Source organism: Citrobacter sedlakii NBRC 105722, from assembly GCF_000759835.1.
In the GTDB taxonomy this organism is placed as follows: domain Bacteria; phylum Pseudomonadota; class Gammaproteobacteria; order Enterobacterales; family Enterobacteriaceae; genus Citrobacter_A; species Citrobacter_A sedlakii.
Map to the genome: position 1 here is coordinate 60,814 of NZ_BBNB01000008.1, position 22,200 is coordinate 83,013.

Sequence of the window (22,200 nt, forward strand, 5' to 3'; positions counted from 1 at the left end):
ACCAAATGGAGCACAAACATTTTCGAGAGACTCCTGAGTTATTAATTTTTCCACGTGAGCTACCTCTGGTGAAGAGTTTACTCACTTAACCGCATGTCCACTATTGGTGGGTAAGATCATTAAACATGTATCAACCAGACTGAAGGCATAATCTTTGATTATTCCGACATCTGGCACACAGTCGCACCAGATGCCGTCCTTTTCGTCTAATCTCAATGATACTGCAACAACACCTGTGAAATCTTCCTCGCTTCACCTGCCGGATCCGCCGAATGCGTGATCGCTGATCCCACAATCACCACATCCGGGCCTAACAGTGCGTAGTCCTTCACAGTCTGGCTGCTTATACCGCCTGCCACGGCAATCCGGGCTTTCCGGCGCGCCTTCAGCATCGTTATCAAATCATCTATCGGCTTACGCCCCGCTGCCTGCTGGTCGGTGCCGGTATGTACCGCCAGCATATCCGCCCCCGCCTCCTCCAGCAATCGGACCCGCGTGGGCAGATCGTCGACGCAGATCATATCCACCACCACCTGCTTTCCGGCCTCTTTTGCCGCGCGGATGCACGACTGGATCGTCAGCACGTCGGTCACGCCTAACACCGTGACATAGTCTGCCCCGGCGTCGAAAAGCAGCTGCGACTCAAAATGGCCGCCATCCATAATTTTCGCATCCGCCAGCACTTCCTTATGCGGATATTTTTCTTTAATAGCTTTAATCGCCTTCACGCCTTCCCGAATAAGAAAAGGCGTGCCCACTTCAATAATATCAACGTCATCAACCACCTTATCGATAAATACCAGCGCTTCAGGCAGGGTTAACTCGTCCAGGGCAAGCTGTAATTTCATGTTGGTTTCCTTGTATCGAATGACTTATTCGAGGTTGGCGTGCAGCGCAAAACCTTTGGTTAAGCGATATCCCGTCGACTGCGCCAGATTCACAATCATGGCATCCCCCAGCACCATGACCGCCTCTTCAAACAGACTGCCGCCGGGCAGAATGCCTTTCACGTTATCGGGTCCATCCGGCAGTTTGTCGGTATAGGCCGGGATCCTGACCACCACCTCCGCCAGATTCCCCAGCGTGGACTCGGGGAAAATGGTCAGCAGGGCCACTGTGCCACCCAGTTGCTTCGCTTTCGTTGCCACATTCACCAGCGAAGCCGTTTCACCCGATGCGCTGGCCAGCAGCAGCAGGTCACCTTTTTGCAGCGCAGGCGTAACCACATCGCCGACAACATGCACCTTCAGGCCGATATGCATCAGGCGCATAGCAAAAGCTTTCAGCATTAACAGCGAACGCCCTGCGCCAAAAACAAATACAGCGTTCGCTTCAGCGATGGTCTGCTCCAGACGCGCCAGCGCAGCGTCATCAATCCGCGCCATCGCCTGATGCAGGTCGCTACAGGCTACGCCTGCAACAGATTGCGTTTCCATCATGCGTCCTCCTGACAGAGCGGGAATAAATCATCCTGATACTGGAGCATCCCCATGATTTCCCGGACATAGTTATCGACATGCCCCAGAAAGTGGAAACGTTCCGGCGCGGCGCGGTAGCGTTGGTAAAGCGGCGTATCGAAGGTGATGCCAAGATGCGGGTTCTCTTTGACGGTGGCGAATTTGATGCGCGGAATATGCGGGTAGTAGTGATTCTTGCGCACGCAGAGTTGCCCGTTCTCCTCCACGATGTAGCAGGCCATACCGTGATAAAACTGCACCGTGTCGTAGTGAACCGCGCAGGGTTTATACGCCAGGTTGCTGAACACCAGCGGCCCGTCGCCGATATTGATGGAGCAGTGGCCGTAATTCGGCGGCACGATAATGCTCTGCCCCTCCTTCACCACCGCCACGATAAGATCGTCCACCAGCAGATCTTTTGGCTCAACGGCAAAATCCGGCGACTTTTGCAGGATATATGCCGCAGTGCCCTTAATCACCTCATACACTTCCGGATGGGTGTTGCGCCGCGTGTCGTTATAGCCGTGATAATGGCCGCTGGTTTTCTTGCGCTCCTTGCCGATCGTTCCCGGCATGATGATGGTGATGTCGTACTGATACTGGTCGGCAGAAAGCCGCTCCTGATCCTCCGCAAAGCTCAGCCCGCGATAGACATCATAAGCCGGTTCATCACGCAGCGCCTCGGTGAACTCCGGTAAAACCACCGCCATCTGCCCGGCGCTTTTGCGACCAAAACCGAGATAGTTCAGCGGCGGTTTCAGCGCCATCACGCCGTCGTCATCGAGATACAGCGGCAGGCCGCTGTGGTGTAGCTGTTTCATTTTGCCTCCTGTGTATACGCGTTAGCTGCGCGGATCGCCTCTTTCAGCCGATCGGATTTCATGCCAAAGACGCTCTGAATGTTGTTCCCGACCTCAACGACGCCCGCCGCGCCCAGCTGTTTCAGCAGCGCTTTGTCCACCAGCGTCTTATCCATCACGTCAATGCGCAGACGTGACATGCAGGCTTCGATGCTGGTCATATTCCCCAGCCCGCCATAGGCCAGAATGATGCCGCTCACCAGGTCGTTATGTTCGCTTTCCTGCGTCACCGCGCTTTCTTCGACTTCACGCCCCGGCGTCAGCAAATTCCAGCGGCGGATGGCAAAGGTAAACAGGGCGTAGTACACCGCTCCCATCACCAGCCCGACTGGGAACACCATGTACCAGTGAGGCGCGCGCGGCAGGACGCCAAAGAACAGATAGTCAATAAGCCCGCCAGAGAAAGAGAGCCCGATATGCACGCTGAACCACTCCATCAGCAGGAACACCAGCCCCGCCAGGACGGCGTGAATGCCATACAGCACGGGCGCAACAAACAGGAAGGAGAACTCAATCGGCTCGGTGATGCCGCAGACGATGGAAGTGATCGCGCCAGAGAGCATAATGCCCTTCACCCGCGCTCTGTTTTCCGGGCTGGCGCAGCGGTAGATCGCCAGCGCAATCGCCGGAATACAGAACATCTTGATGGGCGTCAGCCCGGCCATAAAGGTTCCGGCGGTAATCGGCACCTGGTCTTTCAGCTGGGCAAAGAAGATGAGCTGGTCGCCATGCACCACCTGCCCGGCCTTGTTCACATACTCGCCAAACTGCAGCCAGAACGTCGGCCACCAGACATGGTTAAGACCAAACGGGATCAGCAGTCGCTCGACAAAACCGAACAGGAAGGCGGACACGCCCGTCCCCTGCACCGTCATGGTATTCGACAGGCCATTAATCAGATGCTGAACCGGCGGCCAGACCACCGCCATCACCAGCCCGACAAACAGCGCGGCGAAGGAGGTCACTATCGGCACAAAGCGCTTGCCGGAAAAGAACTCCAGCCATGACGGAAGCTGGATGCGGTAATAGCGTTTATACAGCCAGGCAGCGATAATCCCGATAATGATGCCACCAAACACGCCGGTCTGCAGCGAAGGGATGCCCAGCACCATCGTGTAGTCACGCACCTGCGCCACCGACTCGGGCGTGATCCCCAGAAACTGGCCGATGGTGACGTTCATAATCAGAAACCCGGCGATCGCCGACAACCCGGCAATCCCCTGGTCGTCACTGAGTCCCACCGCCACGCCGACCGCAAACAGCAGCGGCAGGTTAGCGAAAATCGCGCTGCCCGCTTCCGCCATCAGCTTCAGCACGTGAACCAGCCAGTCAGCGCCGAGAAACGGCAGGCTGGCGACAATATTGGGATCCTGAAAGCTGACGCCGAAGGCCAGCAAAATACCGGCGGCAGGCAGCATGGCAATGGGGATCATGAGCGATCGCCCGATGCTTTGTAACATTTGCAGAAGGTTGAATCTTTTCATCTCGATCTCCTGAGCGCGTCTTTATGACAGGGATTCGCTCAACAGCAGGTTCTGCTCCGAACACCTTCAGTATCCGAACCGGAGATGATTAAAAAAACAGCAACCGACGACGAAAGTTATTTCCGGTTTTCGCTTAAAACCGGAAAATTTATGAGGGCAATCACGCCGGAAACCGTCAGAAAGGGATAAAAGAGGAAATCGCGTTCGGTGGGAGGCCATCATATGAGTATCTTCGAGGCGCATTTTCGCAGGCTGCACGCCCGCTACGGCGCAGGTCAGACGCACGAATTACAGATGCAGGAGATCGCCGCCATCTTCGGCTGTTCAGTGCGTAATTGCCGGATTGCGCTGAAAAAGATGCATCAGGAAAAATGGCTCGACTGGCAGCCTCAGCGCGGACGTGGCAAGCGCTCACGGCTCCACCTGTTAACCTCGCCGGAAAAGCTGTTCAGCCAGAACGTCAATAAGCTGCTGGAGAAGCAGGATTACGGCAACGTGCTGCGGTTTATCGGTAACGACAAGTATCTGCTGGATCGCCTGAGCCTGTGGCGCTTTGGGGTACAGGATAAAAGCAGCGAAACGCGGGTACGCATCCCCTACTATCGCAATCTGGATCCGCTTAATCCGCTCGTTCCCCTACGGCGGACCGAACGCCATCTCCTGCGCCAGTGCCTGAGCGGGCTGACGCGCTATGACGCCGTTCAGGGCAGGATCGTTCCCGATATCGCCCACTACTGGACCCACAACGACGACTTTACCCGCTGGGAGTTCTGGCTGAAATCCACCGCCCGCTTTGCCGATGGCAGCGAACTGGATGCCAGTGCCGTTCAGCGCTGCCTGCTCGCCGCCAGCCAAAGCCCGCAGTTCTCCCCGCTTTTCAGCCCAATAAAAAGCATCACCGCTGACGCCCCCTGGCATCTGGTGATTGAAACGCACCATCCGGTCAAACGGCTCGACTGCCTGCTCGCCACCCAGCCGACGATGCTGTTTGATTACCAGCACGGACACATCCGCTGTACCGGCGCTTTCCACCTGCAGGAGCACAGCGACAACTTTATGGTTTTGCGGCGCAATCAACACTGGCATCAGGCGCGCCCCGGACTGGATGAGATCACCATTTTCACCTGGGCTCCGGAACATATCAGCATGAGCTTTATTCCCCTGCTGCGGGGTGAGGAGGCGCAGGATGACCGCCCGCTCAACGAGCGTAGTCTGGAGCAGGGGTGCTGTTTTGTGCTGCTCGACAGCGACGGAGCCTTTGCGGATGAGGCCGGAAGACGGTTTATCAATTACCTGCTGCAACCTGTCGAACTTCTCAGCCAGACGCAGCTTCCCGACGAATACGCGCGCATCCTCTCCGTTGCTCAGGGCATGCTGCCGCAGTGGAATCACCGCCCGGTGGATTTTGGCGGGATCACCGCGCCGTTTAACCTGCGTCAGCCGGTTATCATCAGCACCTTTCAGCAGCCGGAACTGGTGGAGCTTGCCGGGGCGATTCGCATCCTGCTTGAGCGCTGGCATATTCGCGCCGAAATACGGATCGACGCATTTGACCGCTTTAACAGCCAGCCGCGCCCTCCCGCGGATATCTGGCTCAGCAACTTTATGCTCGATACCCTTTCGGTTCCGGCGTTTCTGGAATGGCTGGCTTCCACCACTCTGTTTACGCGACTGCCTGAAGCCCAGCGACAAAACCTGAACGCCCTGTTGCCGACCATTCTGAACAGCGATGATGAACAGGCATTCGCCACCATTGCCGCCTTTTTCCATGAAATTACCCACCAGCGATATGTCATTCCTTTGCTGCATCACTGGATGGAATTTGCGACCGAGAAGTCATTTACCTGGCGGGATTTAAATACGCTGGGATGGCCGGATTTCAGCCAACTTTGGCTCGAATAATGCACGCCCGCAAAAGCTCGCTAAAGGGCCTTTAAAGGCCTTTAAGGGTAAGGGAGAGAAGTGCGGGATTTGGGTTCGGGCAACGTTTGGTCATCTGTATGGGCAATTCCATCAAATCCATCCGCAACATCCTTTACTGTCTACCGATACCTACATTCAGAATGTCCTGTAGTCGTCACTAAAATACCCGCGCTAATCGTGGAAGCGGCCAAGCCCTTGCAGCCCATCCTGGTTATTTTCTTGCCTGCGAATGACCGTGAGTATTTGAAAGGCTGCGTCAGGAACTCCAGCCTGCATCTGGCTTATGTTCACACTAGCATCACTAGGGTGGGTTCTAGCGTGTGGGTGAACCCTTGGAAGAAGTTGTTTCAAACTACTGCTCCCTTTCTGTTTACTTGTACATTCAAAGCTGAGGCATAGTTTTAAACATGGTTAGTCCTAGAATACCCCCGGATAGGTTCACACGTTGCAGATGAAGGCAGCACTTACACCTGTATGTGTTTACCAAAGGGTACAGGTTACTAATGCCTCGCTCATTTTCTCTCACCCCCTAAGAAGAATTAGTCCTTAAGGAATAAGATTAATATCCAAACATATAAACCTCAAAAATACTAACTTCGTGGTAAATCCAATTTTTATCCCCACAGGTGCTAAATTTTATCTCATATTCAGAAGGAGATGATAGAAAACTATATCTTTCACACGGTATCGAACTTCCCTTCCAAGCCATAATTGGTCAGTTATCTCTACCGTTTCAACACGTTTATTTTTATCAGTAAAACCAGCATAACTAATATCTGAAACATATTTTTTATAATCTTTTGTCAGTTTTGTAAAATCGTCGGTATCACAGTAAACAATAATAAATACCGGACTTAGCCCCTCATTATCATAAGATGAAATCTTATCCAAATGCCCACTAATAGTCCTTTTTTCAAGAGAGAAAAGGCGAAAAGCCTCAAAAATAGCAATTCGAGTATTATCACTGTGCTTAATAACACCATCTATTTCTCCGATACTTTGACCCGATGCTGATCGCCCCATCCTTTTCTGGTCACCAAAACCAATCCTGGCTTCAGACATGCGCATATCAAACAACGACGTAAACCAATCATTAATCAGATCCTCATTAGTAATCTGGTTGGTTATTGTACCTTTTGCTCTCCTACTAGCTTGAAGCTGAAGATTTTTTTTGCGCATCAAAAGTTCACGACCAATGCTGATAACCACATCTTTCAAGAAAATCTCAGTGGTTTGGCCATTCCCAATAATTTCGACATATTCGTTAAATTTACGGCTAACGATCAAACCGTATTGTTGGGCAAGTTGAAATGTACTATTCTTCTGTGACTCAACCATAGCCCTGAAAATACCAGTAACAACAGGTTCTTCAGGAAGAGCCTTATTTAACTTCTCAAGAAGTGGCATTAGACTAGTATCGTCGCCGATATCAGCATTTAATTTTCGATAATTATCAATGATCTGCTGTGCTGTCCAGACTTCGTTTCGTTCTACAAGAGTCAGGCAATATGGCAGCATTATTTCTTTAGTGTTACGCTGCTCAGGTGTTAATTTTCGCCAGAAAATATCAGCCTGATGTTGAAAATTCAGTTTCCGCATAACATCCAGTATTTGGCTTGCCCACTGAGTTCCAATATCTTCTGGTTTCGTCTCTTTAATAGATATGAGAAATTTATCAAGAGCGAGAGATAGAAGTGAAAGATCCCCCACTTTCTCGCCATATTCAACTCTTGCCACAAAAAGGGCAAAGGAATGGTGAAGACTCTTACTAGTCCTACAAAGGGACTCCATTATACTTACACTTTTCTCCGGATCGCTTTTATACAAGGCTATTGCACAAATGTAACGACTAAACTGGTCACATTCACAACACAAATTCTTAAAGTGGATGTTATTCTCAGATAAATCTATATTAGGTTTATTGAAAGTTATTAACTTCGAGGCTCTAATATATTCATCAGGGTTATCTTTTAATTCCATAAACAATCTTAAATGTTCATACTTATAAGCATATCCTTCCCATCGACAAATACGCTCTAGTAAATCAAGATTTTTCATACCTCTCAGTCGACTAAGAATAGGTTTTGCTGCCTGCAAGACCCCCCAAGCTAATTTTAAATGATTATTATCACATGCCGATATGAATGCTAATTCAAGATCATTGAGACCTAAATTTTCTTTATCCAGGTCTCGACGAGCTAAAATAATATCCTGCAAAACCTGCTCTCTAGCCAAGATATGACAATGGTCAAGCATGATGTACAAAGAGCTAACTGGAATTCTCTCTTTACACTGTTCAATAAAATCAACATAGAGATCATCGGGGATACTATTCAAAAAAACACTAAAGGCTACCCATAAATCCCTAGTATTATCAGTAATATATCTATCAAATATATATACCCTACCTTCCTGTTTTCCAAACCCATACGAACACACTATTTCTGTTACTTTTCGCCAAACCCTTTTCTGCTCAATGACATCAATTTTGCACTTAACAACACACATCAAAGTCTGCATGTAATGTCTTATAGCAGAAGCAACTGCCGACCAGTTTTCATTTTTATATGTCAGTGAATCTCTCCAATCTAATATCCTCACTGACATAGAAAGCAAAGGACTAGCTCCTTTTACTGCAATCAGACTTGCCCATGGTAAGGAGGCAAAAAAAGTACCAGGTTCAAGATCTCGGCGCTTTCCACTAAAACATTCTTCAAAGGCTGTTTGATAGAAGGTATACAAACAGGTACACAATTCATGCTGAATCTGTTTTTTATGGTTTCCCTCCAATTTTTCAATACGCTCAGCGAGCCAAAACCCAATATAATAAATGCTTCTTTCTCTAAGCCTCAAAACTCGTCGAGGTAGTTGCTCTTCTAATTGCTTAATGAAAGAACTGACCAATTGCAGCACACTCGCATCGTCAAGACGTTGCAGTAGGCAAGTTAACATTCTGTATTCTGGCGAATCAATATAATTATCATTATAGAAACTACATAAATCAGCGATATGATATGCAATCTTCAGTAAACGTTGTCCATTGGCATCACAACTCTCAATTGTTCGTAAATACTCTTTTAAAAGCGCTTCCCTGTAGGTTTTCTCAATACCCGCAGCCCCAGAATAACTGCTCAAGAGCGTATGAAGCGTTTCCCTACTAGTCAAATGAACTAAGGCTGTATCACAAGTATCGACGCGGGACAACAGAAATAGCATATACGTCCAGGCAAATCGTTGTGGTAGGATATTAAATAGGATGTGCCTTAAAACCGGATTGATTTTAGCCATTACAAGCAGATTTAATGAAAAAGACGAACCTCTGAGGCATTGTCTGTCAATGTAGATTGAATGAATCAAACACTCTTGGATCAACCATGTTAAGGGCATCGACAGTACAAGTTCATACCCGCGTTGCTCCCATTTTTCAAAAGCCTCCATTTCATCGGGGTCGTCTCCTGCAGGATACATATATAGCTCATCTAAATCCTGAGCCGTTATATTTCCAGTAGCTGATATTTCTGACTTCATTCCAATTTCAGGCATATCCTTATTCATGGATACATTAAATTGTATAGTTCGAGGCTCAACAAGTTGCCTGAAATATCGAGAATTTGTAACTTGTTTGAATATGGTTTTCAATGAATATGACGACGAGAGTTCTGATGATAAGAACCTTTCAATTTCTTCAAGAAAAATTTCTTCTTGCTTCTTTTCCAGAAGGCTAAATAGTACAGGAACAATGGCTCTTCCCTGTACTTGTATACAGAGCATCCAGCGTCTAAACGCCTCCTCCGCAGGATACATCTCAAGTAGAGTTTGCCAGAGATATGTACTATGAAGAGGTGTAAATTTTGAGGTCTCAGGTGCAACACTGACAGAGTCGTTTATCCCCATACATAGTGGTAGTAATGTTTCCAGAGAAACATTGCCAAATTCTTCAATTAATAGTGCTGTAAGTTCGCTAACATTTATGCAAAAGTGTGGTTCAATAAAACCATTCAGGCCAAGCCGTATCTGTTTAAGCTGTTCCGTTGTGTTCAAAATATCGATAATACTGTCATCGAGCACTTCTGTTTGCCAAGGATGTTGACAATGTACACCACACCAGTCAGCGTAAAATGACAAAAATCCCGCATCCTCGAGGAAATCAAGCGAACAGTTAGTTTGTATAAAATGGTGCTTACCATCTTTACATGGCCAGCCTCTCGATCCAGATAATAGTTCAGCTATAGTTGTTTTGTTAAGTGCAGGGGTTGCCAAAGTGGCGTGTGCAAGATAGATCGCGAGCGCTCTGGCATGCTGATGCTCTTTGTAAGTCCAGAGTCTATCCCGAGTGAACACAGGTGGTTCATCAACCAATAATTTATGCAAAAGATACCAATTTGGGGAGTAATTATTCATTTTGTTCATCATCTCAGGATTCTTGCCTTTTGCTGATTGTACCCTAACTTAAAATGAATACTTATTTTCTCACTTACTGTAGTCCCTCAAGGTGATTATGGTTGTGAAATGCCCCTAGCTTATAGCCTGACAGTTCCTGAAATCCCCATCAGAATATTAAACGTCTACTCCAAGTAGATAGAGGTCTGAACGAAAGGCTACCAGATCAGCTAGAAGCGACAAACCTATGACGTCCACCCACAAACCTCGACCAACACACAAACTCCTTCCCCCTAACAATCACACTAAAAATCAATAAATTATAAAAAACCCTTCCATATCAACACCATCGCCACTCTTTTTGCGCCTTCCCTTTCTCGCAAAAAACCAAAATCCCCAAAAAACTCAACCACCTCCCCCACCAATTACAAGGACGCCAGCACCAAAATTCTCCATCGGTGATTACCAGAGTCATCCGATGAAGTCCTAAGAGCCCGCATGGCGCAAGTCCAGCGGGCTTTTTTGTGCCTTGAATTTGTCCCGCGAAGTCTGATGCCAACTAATTAAATCCGAACCTTTTAGGCCCATTGATAGGCCCAACGAAAAGCTCTATTGTTTTCGCTGGGCCTAAACGCATGGAGACTCCCCATGGCAAGAAAAACCAAGCCGTTAACCGATACGGAAATCAAAGCCGCCAAACCTAAAGATGCCGATTATCAGCTGTATGATGGTGACGGGTTTACTCTGTTAATCAAGTCCAGGGTCACTGACGCCCCAATATGGCTTACCGCCAGCGCCGATTGTTGAACACGTCAATGTCATCGAAGATATCTGCACAAACCAGATCCCGGGTTTTGTAGATCCGTTTTCTGATGCACTGCTTTTTCAGCGAACTGAAGCAAGGTCGTAGAAGTAAAACAGTACCGCTGGCAACTGGGGCATTTTCTCGCTTTAGCGAAGGTCGCCACTGTGCTTATATTCAGCTTATGACGTCAGCCGATAGTGCGACTGCACCAGACCCGAAGGGAAGCTGCGGCTGGATAATAGCGTCAAACCGATATCATGGGGCAGTTCTCCAAACAGCGGTTTTCCCGAACCAAGCAGGACAGGAACGGTAGTGATAACGATATCGGCGACCAGACCTTCGCGCAGGAACGACTGTATTAATTGCCCACCATCGATATAGACCCGGTGCACGTTCTTCTCCATCAGGTCAGCAAGAGCCTCCCTTGGCGTGCGGCATGAAAACTGCACTTTTCCCTTCAGCGCCTCGGGCACGGGGGTATCGGTTAGCTGCCGGGAAAGCACCAGCACGGGCCGATCATAAGGCCATTCGTCAAAGGTCAGCACCTTCTCATAGCTGCCTCGCCCCATAATGATCCAATCTTTGTCCGCAATGAATGCGGCATAGCCATGATCTTCTGTCGGGTCATCGCGCTTCAACAGCCAGTCGATATCGCCATCCTGTCGAGCGATATAACCATCAAGACTGACCGCGATGAAAACATGTGTGGTGACCATTAAGAGCTCCGTATTCAGGTTGCATATATCTCGTTGAGTTTAGCAATGTCCGCTCCAGGCACGAAGCGAGCAAGTTACCTAAGCTGAAGGTCCACTGTGAGCGAAAAGCGGACCTTTAGTTGCAAAAACCTTCGAAAGGCACAAGAACCAAGCCCTCAAACAGAGCATACGTTTCTGGCTAAATGGGACCATCAGATCATCAAATGTTGCTTCTCTCATGATCAATGAGCCATTCTTTACGAGAAATGCCACCACCATAACCGGTCATCTTTCCATCTTTTCCAATTATTCTATGACAAGGGATCACAATCGCAATCCGGTTTGCACCATTAGCAGCAGCGACTGCACGTACGGCATTTGGCTTATGAATCCGTAGTGAAATCGCCTGATAGTGTGAGGTCTCCCCATAGGGAACAGCACGCAACTCATGCCAGACGGATTGTTGAAAATCACTGCCCGGGGCATCTATAGAGAGTTCAAACTGTCGGCGAGTTCCGGCAAAATACTCGCTCATTTCTTTGACTGTCTGCCGCGTATGGCTGTTTTCTCCCGTGACAATTCTGGCGTTAAATAAACGCTGGATATCGCGAAATTCCGTTTCTAACATCCGGCGATCGGTAAATTCCAGCAGGCAGACTCCCCGCTCTGTCGCACAGACAAACATAGGCCCCAGCGTCGTGGTAAACCTGTGAATGACAATCACCTGGGTTGCATGAGTTGGAGCTGCTCCAGTAAGCCGCTTGTAGGTATAACCAAACCCGCTCAGGGATTCATAGCCATTGTCCAGAGCAACGTCAGTCGCCGCTCGTCCGCTTTTCAGCTCCTGCAGGGCAATGTTCACCCGCTGCATTCGCTGGAAAGCCTGAAAAGTGATGCCGTGATGTTGCAGGAACCAGCGTCTTACCCGCTCCGGACTGATTCCATGCTGACGAAGCTCCGCGTCAGCCACACGGGATTTCATATCGCGCCTGACAAGCGCAAGCGCCTGTTCAACAAATAATGGCGCGCTGTGCGCATTTTCAGCAGGTCTGCAGACCTTACAGGGACGAAAGCCTGCCGCCAGGGCAGATTTGGCATCTTTATAAAATTCGACATTTTCGCGTTTGGGCTTTCGTGCCCGGCATACAGAAATGCAGAATACGCCAGTGGTTTTGACGCCAACAAAAAACACGCCGGTATATTCTGAAGCACGTTCAAGCAATGCCTGATACCAGGTATCACACAAATTCTTATCGGTTATTTTCATCACCAAAAAGTCCTTCAAACGTCTGACTCGACCGGATCGTATGCATTACATCAGTCAGCGTTGACTGAATGGCCGAATGAACAAAATTGCCCATTGAAATGCGGCTTACCCCGGCCAGTTTCAGCCTGCCGAACGACGGAAGATCAGGCATACACATGACATTCAGAGGCAGACCCGTTGCCTCTGCAATGAGGCTGATGTCTTTCTCTGACGTCAGGCAGGGAACAAAAAGGCCGTCAGCACCTGCAGCTTTATAGCTCTGACCCCGTAATAACGTTTCCTGCAACGCGCTTTCATGACCGAGCAGGTACGTATCGGTCCGGATGTTCAGAAACAGGTTATAATTTTCGCTTCTCAGCACATTGCATACTGCTCTCAGATTACGGGAAAAATCAGATGCATCGTCAAGCTGACGAACCCCATTAACGACTCTGCTGTCTTCAAGGTTTACGCCTGATACGCCTATCTGTGCGAGGCGCTTGAGATTGGCTGTTATCTCTTCGGCTGAATCACCATATCCTGCTTCCATGTCAACGCTCAATGGCAGGTTGCTGACAGCCCGGATACGTGTGACCACATAAAATAATTCATTAAACGACATGCCCTGCCCGTCTTCATATCCCAGTGTAGCCGCTATTGCTGCACTGGACGTTCCCAGAGCCTGATAACCTGCTCTTTGCGCTGCGACAGCGCTGGCGGCGTCCCAAACGTTAGCGATAAGAAGAGGTTGGTGCTGGTTGTGGAGTTCTGCAAAATTCATATTCATTTCCTCTCAATAGATTGAAAATGAATCTAAGCATTCAGTAAAAACCTCACAACCGAAATTCAGACGACCATTTTTAAGCAAAGTGAGTCTGTTCTTCGGAGCTGGGCGTAACCTTTCAAGGTCTGCTCATGGCACAGGGCTACTGTTGCAGCCCTGACAAATTAAACTTCAATAGACTCAGATATCTCCAGGGCATCATCCACTTCAATATCGAGATAACGGACTGTACTTTCGAGTTTTTTGTGACCTGACAGTAGCTGGAGCAATCGAAGATTCTTCATTTTTTTAAAGATCAGATATGGCTTGGTTCTTCGCATAGAATGCGTACTGTACAGAGTCTCGTCGAGACCCAGCTTATTAATCCCATCCATGAAAAATACGGTTATATTGCCTGGTTGAGATATGTCGTGAAGGACCGACGCGGGACTGGAACAGATAGGCGCTACTACGTAGATGAGCCATTTTGATCCACGCTGCTACAGCCTCTCTGGTTCCCTTAGTCAGTTCAAACTGAACGGGGCTTCCCGTTTTTTGCTGCAGCATTGTCGCTCTGCCCGAAACAGAATGCCCATAGGCCACATCAGAAACTTTTAGCTTAACCAGCAGCCCCGAAGTTTACAGTCCAGAGCCATGTTAAACAGAGCTAAATCGCGTACTTTTCCTTCCAGCTCAAATCTGATACGGATTCCCCAGATATGAGAGATCTGAAGAGGCCGTTTCTGGCCAATAATACGGCCCTTGTTTCAGGGGGATGTTGTCATGTTCAATCTCCTTTGGGTTAGGAGATGTGATTATGGTTGTCCCATATGAGCGAGGAGCGGATATTGTAACTTTCGCATACTGATTTTGAGACAGAATGGCTTTCACTTGGCTGGTATTGTGTAAGCCGTCATAGCATATGCATAATATCTTTCTTCAGCGACTAATTATTCATCATAAAATCGATATTATCGCAGAGGACAGACGTTTCTGGTCACATTGTGTCTACAAGGGGAAACTGAAAATGAGATTTATAACATTGTTTACATTGCTTTTCCCTCTACCCCTCCATGCCGAAGACCATGATTATGGTCCTCCCATCTCCAGATGCTTGAACAAACATACTATTCCATATATTAACACGACGATTCCTGCTGAGAATATTGTTAATAATGCTTATCAGGAATGCGAGGATATTATTAATCAATGGAATAATGAGCGTGCATCCTTGCCCAAGGAAATGGTAATCAAGCAGAATAAGGAATTTAGAGAGATGTATGTCAGGATGATTGATATCCGTAGGAAAACCGATGCTAACAAAAAATGAACGCTTTGTTTTGCTTTATTTCGTAAAGTAGCGCTCTTGGGCCGGGTAAAATCTCGCGTTAAGCTTTCCTGAAAGGCAGCTTTGAGCGAAGAGCGGAAGTAGTCACTTTTGTGGTCTGCTCTCACGAAAGTGACTACAGGAACAGTTGCAATTCATATTAACCATTCAGTTGGCAGACAATTAGCTAGGGTGTAACCTGTCTAACTCAGCGAAAAGGAAGAGTTATGAGCTAAGCTATGAAAAAATACAAAAGCACCGGAGTAACAGGAAGAGCAGGTGAGCTATATTTTGCTTATTGGATAGTTCGCTATTTTAATTGGCCTTGCCGATTGCTTGATATTGATGTTGGCATAGATGCTCAAGTTGAAATTTTTGAAGATGAAATATCAACTGGGGACTTTTTTGCGGTTCAAATTAAATCAACGGTTGGAAACACCCCTGATATACAGATCGATCTATCTGACTTTATGTACTGGCAACAGTTAGAAACTCAAGTTGTTTTGGTCTCCATCGTAATGGCGGATAGCCATAATGATCCTGAGATGTTCTGGAAGCCATTTTCAAAAGAATGTCTGGATGAAATAGTTCAAGAAACAACCTCAAAAGGACACCAGTCCAAAAAAGTCACCTTCACAGATTCAGATAAATTATGTGTTGAATCCAAAAATTCCTGGAGGATGGCAATGCTTTCAGAATCCGACAAAGATCTGATAAGGCTCGCCAAATCATTATTAGATGATTTAGAACAACATGACTTAGATAATTTTGTAGAGGAAGACTATTACCTCCAAGATGAACACAAGGACTATATAACTTTTAATAGCGAAATTGACATATTCAACCATCATTTTATCGATTATGAAAAGCTGAAAGATGCTGTATCTCATGATAGAAGGCTGGTGCTAAGAGCTCCCCTTATAGAAGAAGCTATCGATTACTTTGAGAATAACGAGGCGATATTGCTTTATATGTTCAATCATGCTTTTAATTGGATTAAGGGCGACCGAACTCCAAATGAAATACTGCCCCAAACATTGAGTCGTGAAATTAGACGGCAGACAAAAGATTGGGTTTATCACATGACGGGTTATTAAAGGGCGCAGTTGAGCCCTAATTAATTAGGCCGCGTTCTGCATCATTATTTCAGCAATCTGATGTCGATATTCACTTACACCACTAAATATTTGACACATGTTTACCAAACATGTGACCAGCTCACCATAAATTAATATATCGCGAGGTAAGTAACGTCTGTTCCTGGCACAGGGCGGCCTGTTTGTAAGACCAGTCAGATCTGTTATAAGCGACAAGCCTTCAACGTCCATCAGAGCCTCAACCAACACGCAAAATCCCACTTCCAACAACCAACTTAAAAATCAAATAGATACAAAAAACCTTCCATATCAACATCATCGCTACTCTTTTTGCGCCTTCCCCTTCGCACAAAAAATCAAAATCCCCAACAAACTCAACCGCCTCGTCCACCCATTACAAGGACGTCAGATTACAGCCGCTCGGTCCATTTACTCAAGCGCGACTGGGGCTTGCCGTCGGCACTCACTGCACGACCATCCGGCAGCCAGCGCTCAGTCTCTTTTGTCAGCTTCCCGCAATCATAATATTGCCGCAGCGCCCGTGCGCCGTCGGGATAAAACTGTTCGCTGCACTGATGTCTCAGACCATGTTGCCACTGCTCGCGCAGGTGCAGCGCGCCGGAGGGGTAAAAGCTGCGACATTCGCCATGCAGTTCGCCGTCATGCCAGTGTTCTTCACGCACCAGCATTCCTTCTGGCGAATAATAGCGTGCGACGCCGTGAAGCCTGCCGTACTGAAACACCTGTTCCAGCGCCAGGTGTCCGTTAGGGTGCCAGTTCTCCATTTTGCCGTGCAGTAACCCCTGCTGATAACGCAGGATCGCCAGCAGTCGACCGCGCTCTTCAATGCGCGTCTCGCCGTTAAGCAGGCCGCCGCTCAGCCCGGCCTGAATGCGGGTACGATCCTGCTGAAGCTCCAGCGTTTCGTTCATCACGTCTCCGTCAGTTGATCTTCACCATCCCGCCTTTAATAATCAGCATGCCGCCACCGTCCACGGTCTGGGTGGCGCTGGCTTTGCTGGTCAGGGTCGCTTTTGCTTCCTGACTAATGGTTGCCGCTTTCTGGGTCAACGAGGCTTTTGCTTCACTGGCGATGTTGGTCGCGTCCAGCTTCAGGCTGCCAGAGGCGCTGGCGTTAAGATCCGCCCCGCTTTTCACTTTCAGGGTTTTGCCGCTCTCCAGGGTTAGCATGCCGCTGACCTTGATGGTCAAATTGCCGTCGACGTTAAGCGTGTAGTCGCCCTTCACCTTATGTGTGTCGTTGCCGTCGATGGCATGTTCCTGATCGCCCTTCACCGTCACGCTACGCTTGTCCTTCACCTCCAGGGTGTCGCTGCCCTTCTCAATTTTCACCGCACGATTGCCTTTTTTTAGGGTGACGGTTTCGTTGCCCTCTTCAACTGTGCGGGTGCGATCGTTTTTGACGCTCTGAATGTCGTCATGGCTGATAGTCGTTTTGCTGTCGTTGAGTACCGTAAGCTGGAAATCTTTCTGCGCCTGCATCGCCAGCAGCTCGGCGTCTTTTTTATCGTCAAAGCGCAGTTCGTTAAAACCTTTTGCGCTGTGGGTTTTAATGCCGGACTGGGTCTGGTTCGCCGGAAGGGCATACGGCAATGCATTCGCGCCGTTGTACACGCAGCCGGTAATGAGCGGCTTATCCGGGTCGCCGTCGATAAAGCTCACCACCACTTCCTGGCCAATGCGCGGGATAAACTGCGCGCCAAAGCCGTTGCCGCTCCAGGCGGTAGCCACCCGCAACCAGCAGGAGCTGGTTTCGTCGCTTTTGCCTTCTCTGTCCCACGAGAACTGCACTTTTACCCGCCCGAGTTTATCGGTCCAGATCTCCTCGCCACTTTTGCCGACCACCACCGCCGTTTGGGTATGCATAAAGGGCTGCGGCGTCACGGCGAGCGGGCGATACGGCGTGGCCTTTGGAATGGCGGTAAAGCGGTTGCGATAGCGTTCACCGTCGTATTCATGACTGACAGCAGTGACCAGCCAGTCGATGTTCAGGGATTTATCGTCATGATCGGTAAGCGTAAACCAGTGTCCGGCCATCAGCGCCGCGCAGTCGCTTTCGCCCACCAGCTGTTTGGCCTGCGCCTTCAGGGCGTTGACCTTCCACGCTGCCAGCGCGTCGCCCTGCGCTTTTTCACTAAACCTGCCGGGGTGCTGATACTGCATGCCGCCCTTCTTCTCGCCCGCCTGCGCAAACAGCGCCGCTTTTGGCTGCTCGTAGTTATAGTCGCTACTCTGGAAGCCCTGCGCGGTGGCCTGCAAACGCAGCTGCGCCGAACGAATCATGCCGGTTTCCCGTGCGCCGCTCTGTGCCGCCTGATACTTCACTTTTTTCTCGCCAGGTATCGGCGGGAAGGCGCTGTTATCATCCGCCAGCATCAGCGTGTGCTTACCTTGCGCATGAGTGAAGAACCAGAAGATCCCCTCCTGCTCCAGCAGTCGCGAGACAAAATTAAAATCGCTTTCGTTGTATTGCAGGCAATATTCCCGTTTTATTGGTGTGGTCTTGAGCTGAAATTTGTAGTCGGTAAACCCGGCGTCCTTAAACACCTTCTCGACAATCTCCTGCGCACTGAGGTTCTGAAAGACGCGGTTATTGCTGGCGAGCGTCAGCCACCACAGCCACGGGCGTAGCACAAACTGATAGCGATCGGCGTTACCGGTCGCCGGAAGCTGGTGCGCTTCGGCAATCAGTCCGTCATAGTCGGCGTTGTTGAGGGTGGCGGTCAGATGGGTCGCTAGCGCGGCATCGAGGGTTAACGGCGCGGCGGTGGTTCCCACGACGGTGGCGGTAGTCAGGCCGTTAAGCCGGGAGTCGGTGTACGCGGTCGCGGCGGTCAGGCCGGTCAGGCCGGTCAGGGTTGGGGCAGTGAGTTTGATGATTGTGGTGTCGGGCATGGGGACCTCCTTGTTATCAAAATCATTATGACTCACAAACTTTAATATCGAAACGAAACCTAAACAATTACACATTAATAAATAAAAACCAATTTATAATATGATGAATGATAATTATATATAGATATCAACATCACCACAGAATAATATTAGCGAGTTGGTGAGCAAGTAACATCCCATGAAAAGCAATCATCAGATCAACATCGTTTGGATGTGACCAGGCATACCAAACATTTAAGGTGGTCGCACCGCCATTGTTAATTACATTATTATAGGGGTTAGGTACCCCAACTCCATTTATACCGTTGAGCCAATGAAAGCAGCCTTGACATGGACTTAATTCAACAAATAGCACAGCATTTGTCGTGTCAGGTATGATATATAGTGGCAGTCCATTGGCTGCTGTAAGTGCTGCTCGTTCAGCATGTCCCCCTAAAGCACCATTCCCCATACCCATAGCTAAACCGCCTGCTGCAAATTGTGAATTACCATAAATAATAGCAAATGGCATTACCGCACCGAAAATATCATTTGCATTTGGTAAGCCCAATCCTGGATTTGCTTGCACAGCAACAGCGGCTCTACATGAAGCATTAGCAATTCCTAAACCTAAATTAGCCACTGCGTTAAAATGGATAGCTGTTTGACATGCCAATTCCTTTGCAATGGCATATCCTGCGTTTCCAGCATTTCCTGGAATTAACTCATGAAAAATAATTGGCATATAAACCCCACATATAACAATGCCTACCCCATCACTTCCCCAACCACCAGGTTCTCCACATCTCTGGCCCCGACTCCCTTACATTTCTCCATTACCCTCTCAACCAACCCCTCATCCATATTCAATTTCTCCCCCGTCGCCACAAAATACCGCTGCGCTAATTTCTCCAGTTTCGCCAGCACAATCCCTTTTAATATCTCCTCATCCAGAGCCCGATACGCCACCGTGGTCATCCGCGCCAAAAACGCCGGACGAAAATGCTTTAACAACTCCTCGCGCAACGCCTCGTTAAACCGCTCGCTATTTATTTCAGAAGCTGGCGTGTCGAGAATTAATTCCGCGCCGACGTTGCTGGTCGCCAGCATCACCGTGTTTTTGAAATCGACAATTAATCCGGTGCCGTCTTCCATCACCCCTTTATCGAAGACGTTATAAAACGCCTCCAGCACGTCCGGGTGCGCTTTTTCGATTTCGTCGAGCAGCACCACGGAGTAAGGACGGCGGCGTACCGCTTCGGTTAACGCCCCACCGCTGCCATAGCCGACGTAGCCCGGCGGCGCGCCTTTGAGCTGGCTGACGGTGTGCGCTTCCTGATATTCAGAAAGATTTATCGTGATGAGATTGCGTTCGCCGCCGTACAGGGCGTCGGCCAGCGCATACGCGGTTTCAGTTTTGCCGACGCCGGTGGGTCCCACCAGCAAAAACACGCCGACCGGCTTTTGCGGATCGGTCAGGCCGCTGCGATAGGCGCGCAGCCGTTGGGCGATGGTTTCCAGCGCTGCCTGTTGCCCCATCACCCGCTCGCTCACCCGTTCGACCAGCGTGCGCAGGGCGTGGGCTTCGTCGGTGAGCATCTGCCCGAGCGGAATACCCGTCCAGCCGCCAATCACCGCCGCAACGGTGGCGGCATCCACGCAGTCCGGCACCAGCGGCACTTCGTCGCGCAGCTGGGCGGCGGCGGTTTCCAGCTTGCCGATCAGCGCCGCGCACTCCACCAGCGCCTGCTCCAGCTCGTCGTCTTCCGGCTGCGCGCTGAGATCCAGCATCCGTTGGCGGGCGGCCAGTAACTCGCCGACCCGCTGACGCTCATCCTGCCAGCGCTCTTCCACCTCCCGCGCCTGCTGCTTTAACTTCTGCGCCTGCGCCTCCAGCTCGCACAGCCGGTCGTGATGATCGACGCCCACCAGCAGCTCGCGGTTCAGGCGCGCGCTCTCTTCTTCGATGGCCGCCTGCTGCTGACGGATCTCTTCCAGCGCGGGCGGTACGTCATGCTGCGCCAGCGCCACCCGCGCGCAGGCGGTGTCGAGCACGCTGATGGCCTTGTCCGGCAGCTGACGTCCGGAGATGTAGCGCTGCGACAGGCGCACCGCCTCACGGATGGCGGTATCCAGGATTTGCACCCCGTGATGCGCCTCCAGCTTGTCGGCCACCGCCCGCAGCATCACCACCGCGCTCTCCTCGTCCGGCTCTTCGATCTGAATACGCTGAAAACGGCGGTCCAGCGCCGGGTCCTTCTCGAAATACTTTTTGTACTCCTGCCACGTCGTGGCGGCGATGGTGCGCAGCTCGCCGCGCGCTAATGCGGGTTTCAGCAGGTTGGCGGCGTCGCTGCCGCCCTCGGCGCCGCCCGCGCCAATCAGCGTGTGGGCCTCGTCGATAAATAAAATGATCGGCTGCGGGGATTTTTTTACCGCCTCGATCACCCTTTTCAGCCGCTGCTCAAATTCCCCCTTCACCCCTGCGCCCGCCTGCAACAGGCCGAGATCGAGCGCCAGCAGCGCCACGTCGCGCAACGGCGGCGGCACGCTGCCTTCAGCGATGCGCAGCGCCAGCCCTTCGGCGACGGCGGTTTTACCGACGCCGGGCGCGCCCACCAGAATCGGGTTGTTCTGCCGACGGCGCAGCAGAATATCAATGCACTGGCGGATCTCGGCGTCGCGCCCGATAATCGGATCGATCCGCCCCTCTCTGGCGGCGTGGGTGAGATCATAGGTGTACTGTTCCAGCACGTTCTCATCGCCAACCGCCGGGGCTTCGCCTGGCGCATTGCACACCGTTTCAGCGGAGCCGCGACACCAGATCTGCCACTGTTCTTCCAGCGTTTCGGCGGGGATCTTCAGCAGCAGCGGCATCCCCAGCGCCAGCTGGGCGCGCAGGCGCTCTCGGGTAAGTAGCGTCAGCAGCAGCAGCGCGGAACGTACGTTCTTCATCTGGCGGAGGGAGGCCAACAGCAGCGTCCCTTCCAGCAGTTCTGCCAGTTGTATGGAAAAGATCGGCATCCGCGTACAGCCAGTTTTGAACTGCGCCAGGGCGCGTCGGATTTCGTCGCGCAGCGCGTCGGCGGCAATCCCCGCGCCGCTGAGGCAGCAGGCCAGATCGCTGTGCTCGTCGTCCAGCAGGGCCAGCAGCAGATGCTCAGGCTCCACAAACCAGTGTCCCTGCGCCCGGCTACGCTCCGCGGCCTGTTCCAGCGCGCGAAAGCAGATCGGGTTCAGTCGTTGTACCAGCGTTTTTAAATCCATG

At 50.2% G+C, this 22,200-nt stretch carries 15 protein-coding genes and 3 pseudogenes; 4 read left to right on the plus strand and 14 right to left on the minus strand.

What is annotated here, in order from left to right; genetic code table 11:
* Window positions 1-212: 212 nt before the first annotated feature.
* Genes hxlA through ptsG form a run of 4 tightly spaced genes read right to left on the minus strand, consistent with a single transcriptional unit; the run spans window position 213 to window position 3,801 of the window.
* Window positions 213-848 carry a 3-hexulose-6-phosphate synthase gene (gene hxlA / locus CSE01S_RS11515; RefSeq protein ID WP_042288356.1) on the minus strand — a complete coding sequence of 212 codons (636 nt, stop codon included), beginning with the start codon at window positions 846-848 and terminating at the stop codon, window positions 213-215.
* Between the two features lie 24 nt (window positions 849-872).
* Window positions 873-1,436 (minus strand): 6-phospho-3-hexuloisomerase, encoded by a 564-nt coding sequence (gene hxlB, locus CSE01S_RS11520; protein ID WP_042289031.1) that lies wholly within the window; start codon window positions 1,434-1,436, stop codon window positions 873-875.
* A complete protein-coding gene (locus CSE01S_RS11525; protein WP_042288358.1) occupies window positions 1,436-2,278 on the minus strand; it encodes a glucose-6-phosphate isomerase family protein in 843 nt (280 codons plus the stop codon). The genes hxlB and CSE01S_RS11525 overlap by 1 nt, the downstream gene beginning before the upstream one ends.
* Window positions 2,275-3,801, minus strand: coding sequence for a glucose-specific PTS transporter subunit IIBC (gene ptsG, locus CSE01S_RS11530; RefSeq protein ID WP_042288362.1), 1,527 nt, complete (start codon window positions 3,799-3,801; stop codon window positions 2,275-2,277). Before ptsG ends, CSE01S_RS11525 begins: the two co-directional genes overlap by 4 nt.
* Before the next feature lie 222 nt (window positions 3,802-4,023).
* Here ptsG and CSE01S_RS11535 point away from each other — a divergent pair, with 222 nt between their 5' ends.
* Window positions 4,024-5,703, plus strand: coding sequence for an SgrR family transcriptional regulator (locus CSE01S_RS11535; RefSeq protein ID WP_042288366.1), 1,680 nt, complete (start codon window positions 4,024-4,026; stop codon window positions 5,701-5,703).
* A gap of 657 nt (window positions 5,704-6,360) precedes the next feature.
* Here the strand turns inward: CSE01S_RS11535 and CSE01S_RS11540 are convergent.
* Window positions 6,361-10,137 carry a hypothetical protein gene (locus CSE01S_RS11540; RefSeq protein ID WP_042288369.1) on the minus strand — a complete coding sequence of 1,259 codons (3,777 nt, stop codon included), beginning with the start codon at window positions 10,135-10,137 and terminating at the stop codon, window positions 6,361-6,363.
* A gap of 615 nt (window positions 10,138-10,752) precedes the next feature.
* On the opposite strand from CSE01S_RS11540, the pseudogene CSE01S_RS23085 reads away from it, so the two are divergent.
* A pseudogene (locus CSE01S_RS23085) lies at window positions 10,753-10,863 on the plus strand (hypothetical protein); the annotation flags it as partial.
* 25 nt (window positions 10,864-10,888) lie between these two features.
* Here CSE01S_RS23085 and CSE01S_RS22315 read toward each other — a convergent pair.
* The 5 genes and pseudogenes from CSE01S_RS22315 to CSE01S_RS11560 form a co-directional block, all read right to left on the minus strand.
* Window positions 10,889-11,002, minus strand: a pseudogene (locus CSE01S_RS22315) (IS3 family transposase); the annotation flags it as partial.
* 86 nt (window positions 11,003-11,088) lie between these two features.
* Window positions 11,089-11,625, minus strand: coding sequence for a dihydrofolate reductase family protein (locus CSE01S_RS11545; RefSeq protein WP_042288374.1), 537 nt, complete (start codon window positions 11,623-11,625; stop codon window positions 11,089-11,091).
* A 199-nt stretch (window positions 11,626-11,824) separates the two neighbouring features.
* Entirely contained in the window at window positions 11,825-12,871 is a 1,047-nt protein-coding gene (locus tag CSE01S_RS11550) for a bifunctional transcriptional activator/DNA repair enzyme AdaA (RefSeq protein ID WP_042288378.1), read from the minus strand.
* Window positions 12,855-13,631 (minus strand): isocitrate lyase/PEP mutase family protein, encoded by a 777-nt coding sequence (locus tag CSE01S_RS11555; RefSeq protein WP_042288381.1) that lies wholly within the window; start codon window positions 13,629-13,631, stop codon window positions 12,855-12,857. Before CSE01S_RS11555 ends, CSE01S_RS11550 begins: the two co-directional genes overlap by 17 nt.
* A gap of 167 nt (window positions 13,632-13,798) precedes the next feature.
* Window positions 13,799-14,368: pseudogene (locus CSE01S_RS11560) on the minus strand (tyrosine-type recombinase/integrase).
* A gap of 272 nt (window positions 14,369-14,640) precedes the next feature.
* Here CSE01S_RS11560 and CSE01S_RS11565 point away from each other — a divergent pair.
* Window positions 14,641-14,943, plus strand: coding sequence for a hypothetical protein (locus CSE01S_RS11565; RefSeq protein WP_042289034.1), 303 nt, complete (start codon window positions 14,641-14,643; stop codon window positions 14,941-14,943).
* A gap of 236 nt (window positions 14,944-15,179) precedes the next feature.
* On the plus strand, window positions 15,180-16,037 hold the full coding sequence (locus tag CSE01S_RS11570) for a DUF4365 domain-containing protein (protein ID WP_042288384.1): 858 nt from the start codon (window positions 15,180-15,182) through the stop codon (window positions 16,035-16,037).
* A gap of 410 nt (window positions 16,038-16,447) precedes the next feature.
* Here the strand turns inward: CSE01S_RS11570 and CSE01S_RS11575 are convergent, their stop codons facing one another.
* From CSE01S_RS11575 to tssH, 4 genes are all read right to left on the minus strand, one after another.
* Window positions 16,448-16,969 carry a toxin-antitoxin system YwqK family antitoxin gene (locus CSE01S_RS11575; protein WP_042288386.1) on the minus strand — a complete coding sequence of 174 codons (522 nt, stop codon included), beginning with the start codon at window positions 16,967-16,969 and terminating at the stop codon, window positions 16,448-16,450.
* 10 nt (window positions 16,970-16,979) lie between these two features.
* A complete protein-coding gene (locus tag CSE01S_RS11580; protein WP_052406290.1) occupies window positions 16,980-18,953 on the minus strand; it encodes a type VI secretion system Vgr family protein in 1,974 nt (657 codons plus the stop codon).
* A gap of 133 nt (window positions 18,954-19,086) precedes the next feature.
* Complete coding sequence (locus CSE01S_RS23090; protein ID WP_148365405.1) at window positions 19,087-19,677, minus strand: hypothetical protein; 591 nt, start codon at window positions 19,675-19,677, stop codon at window positions 19,087-19,089.
* Between the two features lie 23 nt (window positions 19,678-19,700).
* Entirely contained in the window at window positions 19,701-22,199 is a 2,499-nt protein-coding gene (tssH, locus tag CSE01S_RS11585) for a type VI secretion system ATPase TssH (RefSeq protein ID WP_042288389.1), read from the minus strand.
* Between the last annotated feature and the right edge of the window lies 1 nt (window position 22,200).